The sequence below is a fragment of the Paenibacillus sp. FSL R7-0345 genome, assembly GCF_038595055.1.
Taxonomy (GTDB): domain Bacteria; phylum Bacillota; class Bacilli; order Paenibacillales; family Paenibacillaceae; genus Paenibacillus_AQ.
Genome location: NZ_CP152002.1, coordinates 2,526,098 through 2,540,298 on the forward strand (window position 1 = coordinate 2,526,098; position 14,201 = coordinate 2,540,298).

The 14,201-nt window shown below is 51.7% G+C and carries 15 protein-coding genes; 10 read left to right on the top strand and 5 right to left on the bottom strand.

What is annotated here, in order from left to right; translation table 11 throughout:
- Window positions 1–13: 13 nt before the first annotated feature.
- Window positions 14–679, bottom strand: coding sequence for a zinc metallopeptidase (locus NST84_RS10515; RefSeq protein ID WP_342565523.1), 666 nt, complete (start codon window positions 677–679; stop codon window positions 14–16).
- 33 nt (window positions 680–712) lie between these two features.
- Window positions 713–1,144: a MerR family transcriptional regulator gene (locus NST84_RS10520; RefSeq protein ID WP_342565524.1), complete on the bottom strand. Its 432-nt coding sequence runs from the start codon at window positions 1,142–1,144 to the stop codon at window positions 713–715.
- Window positions 1,145–1,737: 593 nt separating this feature from the next.
- Here NST84_RS10520 and NST84_RS10525 point away from each other — a divergent pair.
- The 3 genes from NST84_RS10525 to NST84_RS10535 are packed head-to-tail and all read left to right on the top strand — an operon-like array spanning window position 1,738 to window position 4,987.
- Window positions 1,738–3,132, top strand: a complete 1,395-nt coding sequence (locus NST84_RS10525) for an ammonium transporter (RefSeq protein WP_342565525.1) — start codon at window positions 1,738–1,740, stop codon at window positions 3,130–3,132.
- Between the two features lie 35 nt (window positions 3,133–3,167).
- The gene (locus NST84_RS10530; protein ID WP_342566395.1) at window positions 3,168–4,241 is read left to right on the top strand and encodes a DUF294 nucleotidyltransferase-like domain-containing protein; all 1,074 of its coding nucleotides are present in this window, start codon (window positions 3,168–3,170) and stop codon (window positions 4,239–4,241) included.
- On the top strand, window positions 4,238–4,987 hold the full coding sequence (locus NST84_RS10535; RefSeq protein WP_342565526.1) for an exonuclease domain-containing protein: 750 nt from the start codon (window positions 4,238–4,240) through the stop codon (window positions 4,985–4,987). Before NST84_RS10530 ends, NST84_RS10535 begins: the two co-directional genes overlap by 4 nt.
- Here the strand turns inward: NST84_RS10535 and NST84_RS10540 are convergent.
- Entirely contained in the window at window positions 4,969–5,442 is a 474-nt protein-coding gene (locus tag NST84_RS10540) for a M67 family metallopeptidase (protein ID WP_342565527.1), read from the bottom strand. The two genes, NST84_RS10535 and NST84_RS10540, sit on opposite strands and share 19 nt — an antisense overlap.
- A gap of 135 nt (window positions 5,443–5,577) precedes the next feature.
- On the opposite strand from NST84_RS10540, the gene NST84_RS10545 reads away from it, so the two are divergent.
- Window positions 5,578–6,135, top strand: coding sequence for a TlpA disulfide reductase family protein (locus NST84_RS10545; protein WP_342565528.1), 558 nt, complete (start codon window positions 5,578–5,580; stop codon window positions 6,133–6,135).
- Between the two features lie 89 nt (window positions 6,136–6,224).
- On the opposite strand, the gene cimA is transcribed toward NST84_RS10545, so the two are convergent.
- Window positions 6,225–7,844, bottom strand: coding sequence for a citramalate synthase (gene cimA, locus NST84_RS10550; RefSeq protein ID WP_342565529.1), 1,620 nt, complete (start codon window positions 7,842–7,844; stop codon window positions 6,225–6,227).
- 284 nt (window positions 7,845–8,128) lie between these two features.
- Between cimA and NST84_RS10555 the strand changes: the two genes are divergently transcribed.
- From NST84_RS10555 to NST84_RS10565, 3 genes are all read left to right on the top strand, one after another.
- Window positions 8,129–9,421 carry a DNA polymerase IV gene (locus tag NST84_RS10555; protein ID WP_342566396.1) on the top strand — a complete coding sequence of 431 codons (1,293 nt, stop codon included), beginning with the start codon at window positions 8,129–8,131 and terminating at the stop codon, window positions 9,419–9,421.
- A gap of 159 nt (window positions 9,422–9,580) precedes the next feature.
- A complete protein-coding gene (locus NST84_RS10560) occupies window positions 9,581–9,823 on the top strand; it encodes a ferredoxin (protein ID WP_342565530.1) in 243 nt (80 codons plus the stop codon).
- A gap of 186 nt (window positions 9,824–10,009) precedes the next feature.
- On the top strand, window positions 10,010–11,452 hold the full coding sequence (locus NST84_RS10565) for a L,D-transpeptidase (RefSeq protein WP_342565531.1): 1,443 nt from the start codon (window positions 10,010–10,012) through the stop codon (window positions 11,450–11,452).
- Here NST84_RS10565 and NST84_RS10570 read toward each other — a convergent pair.
- Window positions 11,449–11,586 carry a hypothetical protein gene (locus tag NST84_RS10570; protein WP_342565532.1) on the bottom strand — a complete coding sequence of 46 codons (138 nt, stop codon included), beginning with the start codon at window positions 11,584–11,586 and terminating at the stop codon, window positions 11,449–11,451. The two genes, NST84_RS10565 and NST84_RS10570, sit on opposite strands and share 4 nt — an antisense overlap.
- Before the next feature lie 210 nt (window positions 11,587–11,796).
- On the opposite strand from NST84_RS10570, the gene NST84_RS10575 reads away from it, so the two are divergent.
- From NST84_RS10575 to NST84_RS10585, 3 genes are read left to right on the top strand one after another with little or no spacing between them, the layout of a single operon-like run.
- Complete coding sequence (locus NST84_RS10575; protein WP_342565533.1) at window positions 11,797–12,891, top strand: quinone-dependent dihydroorotate dehydrogenase; 1,095 nt, start codon at window positions 11,797–11,799, stop codon at window positions 12,889–12,891.
- A gap of 28 nt (window positions 12,892–12,919) precedes the next feature.
- A complete protein-coding gene (locus NST84_RS10580) occupies window positions 12,920–13,732 on the top strand; it encodes a GTP pyrophosphokinase family protein (protein WP_342565534.1) in 813 nt (270 codons plus the stop codon).
- Window positions 13,698–14,174, top strand: coding sequence for a DUF309 domain-containing protein (locus tag NST84_RS10585; RefSeq protein WP_342565535.1), 477 nt, complete (start codon window positions 13,698–13,700; stop codon window positions 14,172–14,174). Before NST84_RS10580 ends, NST84_RS10585 begins: the two co-directional genes overlap by 35 nt.
- Window positions 14,175–14,201 lie beyond the last annotated feature (27 nt).

The window sequence follows — 14,201 nt, forward strand, 5'->3', positions numbered from 1 at the left end:
CGCACTGCAAATATTAGTCGCGGTTTCCGAGGAACATGGTGATCAGGCGAAGCAGCTCGAGCAGTGAGACCAGAGCGGCAGCTACATAAGTCAAGGCAGCCGCGTTCAGTACTTTGGCTACACCGCGTTCTTCTTCATTGCGGATGAAGCCCTGCTCAACCATAACCTGACGGGCCCGGTTACTGGCGTTGAACTCAACCGGCAAGGTTACAAGCTGGAACGCTACAGCAGCGGAGAAAAAGATAATTCCGAGGCCGATAAGGTTGGTTGCGCTGAAAATAAAGCCTGCCAGCAGCATGAACGGTGCGACGCCTGAAGCAAAGTTAACGACCGGGAACATCCGGTGGCGGAGCGTCAGCATCGGATAGTGTACCTTATGCTGAATGGCGTGGCCAACCTCGTGGCAGGCAACAGAGACGGCAGAAATAGAGTTTTCATAATATACCGGCTCAGACAGACGGACTACCCGGTTAATTGGATCGTAGTGGTCGGACAATGCTCCGCGTACAGGTTCAATAGGAACGTCGTACAGTCCGTTGGCATCAAGCATGCGCCGTGCCGCTTCATAACCGGTCAATCCGTTCGCATTCGGTACTTTTGCCCATTTATTAAAAGTACCCTTAACCCTGAACTGGGCCCACAAAGAAAACAGAAAGGCAACAATGACTAATAAAAACATATTTCATTCCTCCATCATGATGTGTGTAAGAAATTACATTGGCGGATTCTGCATGAGCAGAAGCTTGATCGCCTCCATACAGGCAACACCTTGCGGAATAAGGGCAGCCAGCGCACGTCTGGCTTGTACCGGCTTCAGGCCGTTAATCATAGGCTCCAGCGCTTTGACTTCGCGTTCCAGACGCTGCATTTGAAGCTCAAGCTCTACGAGTTTGTCCGAAACATCAGCTTCGGGAGCGGCTGTATTCCATTTGTCCATCATGGATTTGATTTCATCCAATGTATATTTCTCATGCTTTAGCTGATTAATACGTTCCAAGGCGGCTAAGGTTTCATGGCTGTACAGCCTGTAATTCTTCATGCTTCTTGATTCCGGCTTGATCAGGCCAAGCTTCGTATAATAGTCGATGGTCCGTTCGCTTAAGCTGGCGGCTTTGGCAAGCTCGCCAATCCGGTAAAGGATCATATCCCCATGTTAGTTCACCCCGCTGCATAATCTTCACGCTGAAAGAAGCGGAAGTTACTTATTTAAATTATTCCTATATTAAAATGATACCAAATGTCCAACCGTACAGTCAAACGTCATACTTACTTTAAGTATATGCAGCGTTAAAGGGAAAGATACTGTAACGAAACTGAAATACATGACATCATAATGTTATATATTGCATGAAAAATCATTTTGACGGACCGTTATTCTGCTGTAAACCTTGAGACAGACCAGGAATACAAGTGTTTCACAGTAATAGTAGCTTTGAAACAGGAATTTTACTTTAAAAGAAAAGGCATGTTTAAGCTAATGTGTTAATAAAAATGCAATATAAAATGACAGCCATGTGTATGCGGTTACAGAAAAATGGACCTTAAAATACTGATATTACGCCATTTTGTATGTCTAATAGTGTTTATGCCGATCAATTATTTGGAAAATATGCCATTCAAAAATAAAAGTAAAAACAATTAAAAAATTGTCTTGTCAATTTACCTGACTTCTGATTATAATGACATTAAGAGTTTCACGACTTGTTAGAAAATATAACATTGGGGAGTGGGGTTTAGATGAAGAAAAAGTTATTGATGATGTTTCTGGCTATGATTACTTTGATGATCTATCCGGTCAGCGCCTTTGCTGCTGAGGGTCCGGCAGCACCAGATCTGCAGATCGGATTGGACACAGCGTTTACCTTCCTGGCCTTTATCTTAGTATTCTTTATGCAAGCGGGATTTGCACTCCTTGAAGCCGGTTCGGTCCGGATGAAAAATGCCGGTCACGTAGCCGGTAAGACAGTACTGACACTGGCGATTGCCAGCTTATGCTTCTGGGCTGTAGGCTTCGGTCTTGGCTTCGGTAACGGTAACGGCTTTATCGGAACCACTGGTTGGTTCTACGGCGGAGATGCACAGGCATCCTCATTTGAATCATTGGCCTTCTCCGATGTAACCCTGAACATTAAATTCCTGTTCCAGATGGCTTTTGCAGCAGTATCCTTGGCAATTGTGTCCGGTGGTATGGCTGAACGTGCTAAACTGAGTGTGTACATTATCTTCGGAATTCTGTTCTCCGTTATTATCTATCCTGTCGTTGCACACTGGGTATGGGGCGGCGGCTGGTTGGCTAACCTCGAAATGCAGGATTATGCAGGTTCCACAGTTGTCCATCTCACTGGTGCAACAGCGGCTGTAGTGGCGACAATATTGCTTAAGCCACGTCTTGGCAAATTTAATAAAGAAGGCAAACCGGTTATTATCCCGGGCCACAACCAGGTGTTCACTGTACTCGGTGTAATCATTCTCTGGTTCGGCTGGTTCGGCTTCAACCCTGGTAGTGCATTGTCCCCTATGGGCGGCTTCTTCGGTCACGTAGCACTGACAACCAACATTGCAGCTGCTGCCGGCGGTCTGGCTGCACTGATTGCTTCCTGGCTGTACTTCGGCAAATCCGATATTCCGGCTATGCTGAACGGCGTATTGGCTGCACTGGTAGCGATCACCGGTGCCTGCGCATTCGTAGAACCTTGGGCGGCTATCGTTATCGGTCTGGTTGCCGGAGCATTCACTTTCATGACTTCGCAATGGCTGGAGCGTGCAGGTCTTGATGATCCAATCTATGCTTTCTCCGTACACGGTATTGCAGGTATGTGGGGTGCGTTGTCCACAGGTCTCTTCGCAACACCTGAACTGATCGAAAAAGGCGGACTCGTTGGTGAAGCAGGCCTGTTCTACGGCGGGGGCTTCCACCAGCTGGGCGTTCAGGCGCTTGGTGTAGTTGGAACCTTCGTATTCGTAGCTGTCCTGTCCTTCGTAATCCTGTATGTAATGAAGCTGGTTATGGGAATCCGCGTTACAGAAGAAGAAGAATTGATGGGTCTGGATATCAGTGAGCACGGTACTTACGGTTATCCTGAACAGATGAAGCTGATTACAGATTCCGAATCCAAAACCCACAAATTATAATTTTCTACTGACGGGAGGCGGACCGCGTGGCTGGGATGGAAACGACAGAGTGGAGCGAAGATAAGAGAATGCAATCCATCGCAACGGCCGGTTCGCCGCAGGAGCTGAAAGGCAGGCGTACAGCCTGCCAGGAGGCACTCCTGGAGCAGTTAAACGTGATACCGATTGAGGAATGGGTGTCCCGCGTCAATGCAATGCATGATCTGATTGCTGCGGCTGCGGTGAAGCTTTGTGAGGCGCAGATGAAGGAGGCGGGCTACGGCCCGCCTCCCTGCGCTTATTCCTTTATTGTATTCGGCAGTGCCGGCAGACAGGAATCCACTCTCTGGAGTGATCAGGATAACGGTCTGATCGTGGAGGGGGAGCCGGATGACGTCAAGCTGACCTACTTTACTGCTTTTGGCGAGTTGTTATCGGATATGCTTGAGGCCGTGGGTTATGAGAAATGCGAAGGCAGAGTGATGTGCTCTGAACCGCTCTGGCGCAAGACGCTGACGGAGTGGAAGGAGCAGTTAGGCAGCTGGATGAGCCAGCTGGAATGGGAGCCTATCCGCTATCTGATTATTGCATCAGATATGAGGCATGTGGCCGGAAGCGCAGAGCTGTCGGCTGAATGGAGGGAAGCCTTTCATGCCGGCTTTGTAGACAATGATAAATTGACTACGGCTGTTTTGCGCAACACTGTCCGCCACAAAGCAACACTCAATCTGCTTGGACAGGTATTAACAGAACGATTTGGCGATTATGCCGGCGGCTTTGATATTAAATACGGAATGTACATCCCGCTTGTAAATATAGTCAGGCATTTAGCCCTGCTGAATGCGGTTAAGGACAGTTCCACCCTGAAACGGATATCAAGACTCAGTGAACGGGAGGAATATGAACAGCTGCAGGAGATCCGCGGGGCTTTTTTGACAGCTTTGCGGATGCGTGTGAATACACCGTACATGGTACAGGACGGGCTTCTGTCGAGCAGTGATTATATTTCCGAAAGTGATCTAAAGAACAAACAGCTTATGTCTGAGCTGCGTGAAAGTCTGCTGCTGGTCAGAAAACTGCACAGGGCTTTACAGCGCCAGCTCCGCTCAGCGGAAAGGAGGCAGTCATGAAAGAGCCCAATAAAGGCGGCGGATTCTGGAGCAATCTGCGGCAGGGCGGTATGCCCTCCGCTATCGCATCCATCAGAGGCGGCGAATCCGCCCAGCAGACTGCGCAGCAGATGGCCTTTATCAGGTCGCTGATGCGTGAGAAGCGGCGGCCTGAAGTACTGCATACTCCGCTTTCGGAGCTGGAGACGGTTATATTCGATCTGGAAACGACCGGTTTTTCCCATCAGCATGGTGATGAAATTATGTCATTCGGGGCTATCCGGGTGGTCGGTGAAGAAATAAAAGAAGAGGAATGCTTCTATACACTGGTGAACTGCCAGACAGCTATACCGGAGGACATTACCAGATTAACAGGAATTACCGGGGAGATGACAGCTGCTGCTCCATCGCTGATTGACGGCCTTCATAACTTCATGTCTTTTGTCGGCCAGCGGGTGCTGGTGGCGCATGGCAGTGCGCATGATAAATCCTTTTTGAATGCAGCCTTGTGGAAAACCTCCAAGGTACAGCTGACCCACCGTGTCCTGGACACGATGATGCTGGCCCGCTGGCTGGAGCCGCAGCGCAGCAATTATACGCTGGATGAACTGCTCGCTGTTCATGAAATTCCAATCCAGGGGCGGCATCACGCGCTGGAGGATGCCAGAATGACGGCCCGGCTATGGGTCGCTTATCTCCGGGAGATTGCTAATAAACGTCAGGTTGACACGCTGGGCGACCTCTATGCTTATTTGAGCAGAGCCTGAAGCTCTGTATGCAGCAATTGCGCAGCAGGTTTGCCGTCTGGGCCAATCCCACGGCTGATTATAAACCCGTTAAGAAGCGGAAGGGCATTGCCTGTTCCCGGGGAGCCGATCAGATAGACCTTAAATTCCGGACCCAGAGCCTGAAGCCCCTGCATATCGGCCTGGGAGGGCCACGGCAGTGAAGCGGGATGGGAATGGAACAGGCCGATCGGGGCAGGGTCGCTGTACATTGCTTTGACCCACTCCCCCGGGTCGGGGACAAAGGTATGCAGCGGGTCAGGCGCAACGTTGCTCAAGGGCACATAGCTGCTGATGAGTATGCCTCCCGCTGCGGCAGTACCCAGCAGTAATCCGCAAGCTTCATGCGGAAGACAGGTCAGTAAATGCTTCCCCAGCATGAGCTGTACGGAGGAATCCAGCCGGATTGGCGGGGTTGTTCCCTGGAATGCTGTCATGTATTAACCCCTCTCTCTTCATAGGATTCCGTCTTTGGACGGAGTCCTCTTTTTTGTGCACGGGTAGTTTGAAATGGGCTGCATTGGGGGTACAATAGGAGCAACCCATCCCATATGTAAAGGAACAGACTACTTATGAGAGCTGTTAAAAGACGGAATGTTGCGGTCCTGGCATTAATTGTGCTGGTAACAGCCTTTGCTCTGGGACGCTGGCTGAACAATAAACCTGAGGCTGTTCCGGTAGCCCAGCAGGTCATGGCGGGCGGGACCGGCGCTGGCCAGGCAGCCCCTGCTTTTTCACTGAAGGATAACGCCGGCCGTGAGTATACGGTAGGCGGTCCGAGGGATAAGGCACTGATTGTGAACTTCTGGGCCTCCTGGTGCGGCCCCTGCCAGCAGGAGGCGCCTGACCTTAATGCGATGGCGCTGAAATACAAGGATGTGCTGGATATCTACGGAGTTAACGTGACCAGCCAGGATTATAAGCCGAATGCCGAACGGTTCATCAGGAAGTATATGCTGGCTTTTCCGGTTTTGTTCGATCTTAAAGGCGAAGTGTTCGACCAGTACAAGGGTCAGGTCTTTCCGACCAATGTGCTGATTGATAAGAATGGGGTAATCACTGAAGTTGTACTCGGTGTCCTGACCCCGGAGGAACTGGAGAAAAAAATTATAGCCCTGACCGGCAGCTGAGCAATCAGCAGCCGACAATGAAGCCCCTCTGCCATGCGGGAATTAAACTCCCGCTGCAGAGGGGCTTCGTATAATGCGGACAGTCTGCTTTAGTGGTTAACCAGACCTCTAGGTTCGCTGCTGTTCTTTGCACCATTCTCCAGGGAAATCTGCCCGAGCAGGGCATAACGCATACTGTCAACCAGTGCTTCCCAGCTGGCCTCGATAACATTGCTGGATACGCCAACGGTGCTCCAGGTATTATTGTAATCCTTGGATTCGATCAGTACGCGTACCTTGGCAGCCGTCTGATCCTGCTCATCAAGCACACGTACCTTATAGTCGGAGAGATGCATCTCATCAAGCCGCGGAAAATAAGTCTTCAGCGCTTTGCGCAGCGCATTATCCAGCGCGTTAACCGGTCCGTTGCCTTCGGCGGCGGTGTAGAGGCTGTCGCCGCCTACACGAAGCTTAACAAAGGCCTCGGAGACTACAGGATGGCCGGCATTTTTTTCGACCAGCATCTTAAAGGATTCAAAAACAAACAGCTCGTTCAGCTCACCTGTCGCTTCACGCAGCAGCAGCTCAAGGGAGGCGTCGGCTCCTTCAAACTGATAACCCTGATGCTCCAGGTTCTTAATCTTGTCAATGACCTTGCGGGCCTGCTCGCTGGTCGGATCGAGGCTAAGTCCCATATCCTGAGCTTTGGAGAGCACATTGCTCTGGCCGGCAAGCTCGGAGACGAGTACCCGCTGCTTGTTGCCGACAAGCTCGGGGGCAATATGCTCATACGTACGGGAATCCCGGAGGATTGCCGAGACATGAATGCCGCCCTTATGGGCAAATGCGGCTGTTCCGACATATGGCTGATTCACCGGCATGTTCACGTTGGCTACTTCGCTTACATAGCGGGCAGTGTTGGTCAGCTGCGGCAGGGAGTCACCCGGGATGCAGTGATAGCCCATCTTAAGCTGTAGTGTAGGGATGACGGAGCACAGATTGGCATTACCGCAGCGTTCCCCGTATCCGTTAATTGTACCCTGTACCTGACGGGCTCCCGCATTGATTGCGCTCAGCGCATTGGCAACTGCGAGCTCGCAGTCATTATGGGTGTGGATGCCCAGATCGGCGCCGGGAAGATGCCCTGAAATCGCAGTGACGATGTCATACACTTCATTCGGCAGCGTACCGCCGTTTGTATCACACATGACGAGCCAGTCTGCTCCGGCTTCGCGTGCTTTAGCTAGTACGGCAGCAGCATACACCGGATTGTTCTTGTAGCCGTCAAAGAAATGCTCGGCATCGAAGATGACCTCCAGCCCTTTTTGCTTGAGATAGGAGATGGAGTCGCCGATCATTGCGAGATTCTCCTCCAGCGTGGTCTGCAGTGCGGTGTGCACATGGAAGTCCCATGATTTGCCGACCAGCGTTGCCGCAGGCACGCCGGCATCAATCATTCTTTGCAAATTGTCGTCGTGCTCGGCAATAGAGTTTTTGCGGCGGGTGCTGCCGAAGGCGGTAATTTTGGCGTTCAGATACAATTCTTTGACCCGTTTGAAAAACTCAATGTCTTTATTGTTGCTTCCCGGGATGCCACCTTCAATGTAATGCACACCGAGATCATCGAGTTTCTTGGCAATTTTCAGCTTGTCATCCGCCGACAGACTGATGCCCTCGCCTTGTGTGCCGTCGCGAAGTGTCGTATCGAAGATGGAAATGGACTTAGACATTAAGTCTCCTCCTAAAAGTTTTGTGAGCATCTGCTCCATTGATTTCGGCTTCGGACAAAACTTGCCTCGGAAGCATATGCTTAGTTTTGTGAGCATCTGCTCCATTGATTTCGGCTTCGGAAGCATCAACTACGTATTGAAATAATTTTTATATTATAGCATTTTTACGCGGGAATGTAACAAAGAACTTTACAGGAGGGGTGCGGCCTTTATTGACCTCCCCCAGACAAAAGCGTTATGCTGAAATGAACAATGGAAACCATGAAGATAAGAAGGTAGATATTGTGCAGAATGTGGATCAGTATTATCCGGCAAGCGGCAGGGTAATCCTGCATGTGGATATGAACGCTTTTTACTGCTCTGTGCATGAAGCGGAAGACCCGGGACAGTATAAAGGTAAGCCTACTGCAGTTGCCGGCAGTGTAGAGCAGCGCAGAGGCATTATCGTAACCTGTTCCTATGCCGCACGCAGATTGGGGATCTCTACCGGAATGCAGGTGCAGAAGGCGCTGCGGATCTGCCCGTCCCTTACTCTTATTCAGCCGAATTTTCATCTATACCGCAAATATTCCAATGCCTTTATGCAAATCGCCTACAGCTATACTCCGTTGCTCGAAGCAGTCTCAATCGATGAATGTTATTTGGACATCACAGGCTCGCGGCAATTCGGTACCCCGCTTGAGATAGCCGGAGAGATTCAGCGCCGGATTATGGATGAGCTAGGGCTGCCCTGTTCCATCGGTGTTGCTCCAAACAAGCTGCTGGCCAAGATGGCATCTGATTTGAAAAAGCCTAACGGCATTTCAGTGCTGCGTCTGCGTGATGTGCCGGAGGTGCTGTGGAACAAGCCATGCGGTGAAATGTTCGGCATCGGCGGCAAAACCGCTGAAAAGCTGCGCAAACTCGGTATCTATAATATAGGCCAGCTCGCGGCCGCAGACGAGCGGATGCTGACAGATCATTTCGGCGTTATGGGCTCCTGGCTGAAGCGGGCCGGCAACGGCATTGATTATGGCGTAGTAAATCCTGAACGGGAGCAGAGCAAGTCGATCGGGCACACAACAACGCTGCCCAAGGATGTGGTCGGGCTGGCTGATGCAAGGCCGATTCTGCTTAATCTCAGCGATCAGGTGGCACGGCGGCTGCGTAAGCAGGGTCTGGTGGCCGCAGGAGTGCAGCTTACAATCCGGACTCCCGATATGAAGACTATAACGCGTTCACGCCAGCTTGAGGCACCTACCGAAACTGCGGAGGATATCTATAAGGTAGTGTGCGACCAGTTTGCCCGCCACTGGAAAGGCGACAAGCCCGTTAGACTGCTCGGTGTAACCCTGCAGAGCCTGAGCCCCAAGGAGGAATCCGCAATTCAGCTTGATCTGTTCGATTATGAACGGCAGCCGAAGAAGGAATCCCTCAATAAGGCGATGGATATGCTGCGCAACAAATTTGGTGAAAATGCCGTGCTTACTGCCGGCATGCTCAGTGACAGCCACTCGGCCCGTCTGCGTAACCATAAGGAGCGCGGCACCTCACTCCAGAAGGACAACCTGCAGCAGATGGACCCGGATAACGGCTGACAGAATCCCCCGGATTCCAGGGCGCCCGGCCGACAGATTATGCGGCAATACTGTAAACATGTTGAAATTTCATTGAAATTGTATTCTTTTTATATTAATATGAGTGAAATAACAGGCTGCTGCGGCAGGCTGTATTGTTTAACGGGAGGCAGAGATAAAATGGCTAAGTACACCTGGGTCGAAAAAGACACTTGCATCGCATGCGGTGCCTGTGGCGCAACGGCTCCTGATATTTTTGATTATGATGATGAAGGTTTGGCAGAAGTGATTTATGAGAATGACGGAAACCGCGGATGCACAGGGATTCCTGATGATCTGTTTGACGATCTGCAGGATTCGGCTGACGGATGCCCGACTGATTCCATCAAAATTGCGGACGCTCCTTTCAATAAGGAAGGTTAATCTTCCAGGCCGGCGGCTTCGCACAGGATATGAGGGCCGGATATAAGATATAGGCTTATATTTGATTCTTGTATACACATAAAGACATCCTTACGCCGGTACTGATCCGGCAGGGATGTCTTTTTTTCGTGGAGAAGCCGATATAAGGTGTAGAAGAACTTATTATCTTTACCCGCGGAGGCCCCGATGAAAAATTCGCAGCATCTCAAGGCTTATGTTCAAATGCACCCGGATAACAAAATGGCATGGTACCTGCTTGGTAAGGAATACTATAAGAACGGCCAGCAGGGAAAGGCCAACTACTGTTTTAACCAGGCCGGGGAAGTGTATGAAGCTTTTGAACGCAGTAAGGTTCCGGCAGAAATGCTGCGTGAATACGAGGATGGCCTGCTCAAGGTGGAGCATGAACGCCATCAGGCCAGGCTCAGAAAACGCCGGCTTCTGGTAGCTATGGCCGTTACCCTTTTAGTGCTCCTGCCGTCCACGGCTCCGGAAGGCACAGAAACGGGCACCCAAGCGACGCTGGCATCTCTGCTCAGCGGGGCAGATGAAACGGCTGCTGAAGCTGCAGCAGATGCATCTGAGGCTGATGAGCCGGCGTCACCGGAAGAAACAGAGCCGGAGCTGGCCTTTACCGCGCTGGCCGTTGACTCCGCGGCTTCAGGCGGGGCATTTGCGCAGCTGCTGCAAGGCGGAGCCAGGTCGGCTATAGCTATTCTGGGGATGGAGCGCTCAGGGAAATGGCTTTTGTGGAAGGATAAGCTGCCGCTGGCGGCAACGGTGGTCAAGAACGGAAAGGGGCGCGCCGTATATCAGTCCTATGACAAGACAGCCTGTGCCTGTGAGCCGCCCGAATCCGGAGCCCTGCAGCAGCAGGCCGGGCAATGGCAGCGTCAGCAGGAACAGCTGGCCGTATTGTGGAGCGCTATACGCGCCTACAAGAACAGTAAGGGAAATCTGCCGCAATCGCTGGCTGTGCTTACCGGAGCATTCCCCGGGAACTGGCTTGGCGGGACTACGCCGCTGATGAAGGAGAAATTTGCTTCTGTGCGGAGTGCAGCTGCCGCCGGAATGGCACAGCAGCCAGCCGCTGAGGCAGGCGGTAAAGATTCCTCTGCAGGCGGCGAAGCCGGCGCGGGAACGGCCCAAGCCGCTGGAAGCGGAGGGCGGGAGCTGCCCTATTTTACCGGACCGCTTACTATAATAGTAGATAAACAAAATCACCGTCTGGCAGTAACCAGCGGCTCCGTTATTTTGAGGAATTATGAGGTAGGACTGGGCGGCTCCAGGACACCGGAAGGATCTTTTACGATTACAGATAAGGTAGTAAATCCGAATGGCCGTGATAACGGGGAGTTCGGCAGCAGAGGCATGCAGCTCTCGGACAGCAATTATGCCATTCATGGAACAGATGAGCCGGAGAGTATCGGTAAAGATGAATCGCTGGGCTGTATCCGGATGAGCCGAAAGGACGTGGAGGAATTATTCGCAATGGTACCGATGGGCACGAAGGTGCAGATAAGTAAAGGGGGTCTGCCTGATGAACTGCTGGTTCCTGCGGACCGTTATCCTTCAGAAACACCCGCTAATCAGACGAACCCCAATAAAGTCTACCATTGGCTGAACTAATTGCCCGCTACCAGAAACAGCACGATAATCAGAAGAATTAACAGGACCAGGCTTGCACCAATCCACATAATGGCTTTGCGGTTCACTTCTTCTTTCTTCTGCTGAAGTGTTGGAGGTTTGCGTTTAGTTGACATAATAGCCATCCCTCTTTCTCTCTTTATCGGTGATTACCCTTACATTGTAATGGGTTTGGATGAAAATTACTATACTCCCGGCTTCAGCCCGGAAGATCGGCAGGGTAAAAAACTTTTCTTTTCGCCCGGAAACGGATAAAATTAAGAAGAAAACAAACGAAACGGGGAGTCGGAGGACGATTCGGGTAATCCCTTGAAGGAGCGAGAACGTTGCTGTATCGGCATTTAGGCAAACCTATTTTCTTTAAAATGGACCCGGAAAAGGCGCATCATCTCGTAATCGGCGGACTGCACAAGGCGGCATTTGTTCCGGGCGGCAGCGCGGCTATGCGGCTTATGTACGGTGTTCCCGAAACTGCGGATATGGCAGTTGATCTGTTCGGTGTGCATTTTCCTACGCCGGTTGGCCTTGCGGCAGGTCTCGACAAGAATGCCGAGGCAGTCGGCGGCTTCTCATCTATCGGCTTCGGCTTTATGGAGGTCGGCACAGTAACCCCTAAGGGGCAGCCGGGCAATGACAGTCCAAGACTGTTCCGCCTGATTCCAGACGAAGCGCTCATCAACCGGATGGGCTTCAATAATGAAGGTGCCGAAGCGATGGCGGAGCGCCTGAAAGGGCTGAAGCAGCGCAGAATACCGGTGGCAGTTAATATCGGGCGCAACAAAGCGACTCCGAATGAAACAGCGCACGAGGACTACCGTAAGTGTATCCGCACGCTGTATCCGTACGGCGATTTCTTTGTAGTTAATATCAGCTCGCCGAATACACCGGATCTGCGCAGTCTGCAGCATGGCAGTGAGCTGTCTAAGCTGCTCTCTGAGGTGAAGGAGGAAATGGCGGTCCAGCACAGAAAGAGCGGCACGGCCAAGAGCCTGCTGGTCAAGATTGCTCCGGATGTCAGTGACAGCGAACTGGAATTCATGGTACATACGCTTTCAGAAGCTGGAGTGGACGGCGTTATTGCCACGAACACTACGTTAAGCCGCGAGGGGCTGACCAGCGAAAAAGCCGGAGAAACGGGAGGGCTCAGCGGCAAGCCGCTGAGAGACCGGTCGACGGAAATCATCCGCAGCATTTACCGCCAGACTGGCGGCAAGCTGCCGATAATCGGCTCAGGCGGAATATTCAGCAGCCAGGATGCGTATGACAAAATCCGGGCAGGCGCCAGCCTGGTTGAAATTTATACGGCGCTCATCTATGAAGGACCGGAGGTTAACCGCCGGCTGCATGCCGGTTTGCGGCAGCTGCTGCGGCGGGACGGATTCTCTCATATCCGGGAAGCGGTGGGCGCCGATCATCACTGAAGGATGAATGGACAGGAGGACGAAGGCGATGGACGGCAGGGATTGGGGAACTTTTTTACTTCCATATGAACAGACTGTGGAGGAACTCAAGGTTAAATTCAAAACAATGCGCTCGGAACTCAAAAAGAGAGAAGAATATACGCCGATTGAGTTCGTAACCGGACGTGTGAAACGGCTGTCCAGCATACTGGAAAAGGCCAAGCGTCTGAACGTGAAGATGGAGGATCTGGAGACAGGCATTGAGGACATCGCCGGCATCCGGATCATGTGCCAATTCGTTGAGGACATCCGCAGAGTGGCGGAGTATATCCGTGCCCGCAAGGATCTTGAAGTGCTGTATGAGAAGGATTACATCACCAATTATAAGGAAAGCGGCTACCGCAGCTTCCATATGATTATTAAATATCCGGTACAGACCGCCCTGGGACAAAAGATCGTGCTGGCCGAAATTCAGATCCGCACGCTGGCGATGAATTTCTGGGCCACGATCGAGCATTCCCTGAACTATAAATACCGCGAAAGCCTGCCGGATGAAATGCGTGTACGCCTGAAGACGGCAGCGGAAGCCGCATCGATTCTGGACAGTGAGATGTCCAGCATCCGCGAAGAAATTCTGGAGGCCCAGAAGCTGTTTGAGGAAAATTCCAATACAACGACTCAGGTGCTGACGGCGATTCACCAGCTGTATTTCTATCATCTGGTGAATGAGGCGATTGAAAGCCAGAACCGCTTCAACGAGATCTGGCAGACACAGGATATGGAAGCGATGAAGCAGCTGCTGGAGCATGTGCGTGAGCTTATATCCAATGCCAAGAAGGATAGTCTGCCGGATGGCCTATGAACCGCTGTACCTGGCATACCTGGTCTACTTTAACCGGGACAGGGATTATTTTGAATGCCATGAGGTGCTTGAAGAGCTGTGGCTTGAAAAAGATAAAGACCCTTTATACAAAGCGCTGCTTCAGGTGGCAGTCGGACTCTATCATTTCCGCAACGGTAATGTGCGCGGCGGCCTGATCATGATGAACAGGTCGTATGGCGTACTGGGAACTTACCCTGCAGAAACGCTGGGCCTTGATCTGGCTAAGCTGGTCCGGGAAGTGGGGCTGTATGCTTCACAGCTGGATAGCTACGCTGAAAAGCCGTTTGCTTATTACGACCTGACGATTGAAATCGCTGATCCGGTTCTTGCGCAGGAAGTAGAGCTGGCTGCATCAGGCATTGTGCCTAACCAGCCGCAGCGGCGGGGCCCGCAAAGACCTGCGGGGGAGCACCGCAAATAACGACGTAACAATAGCAGTACCTAATCA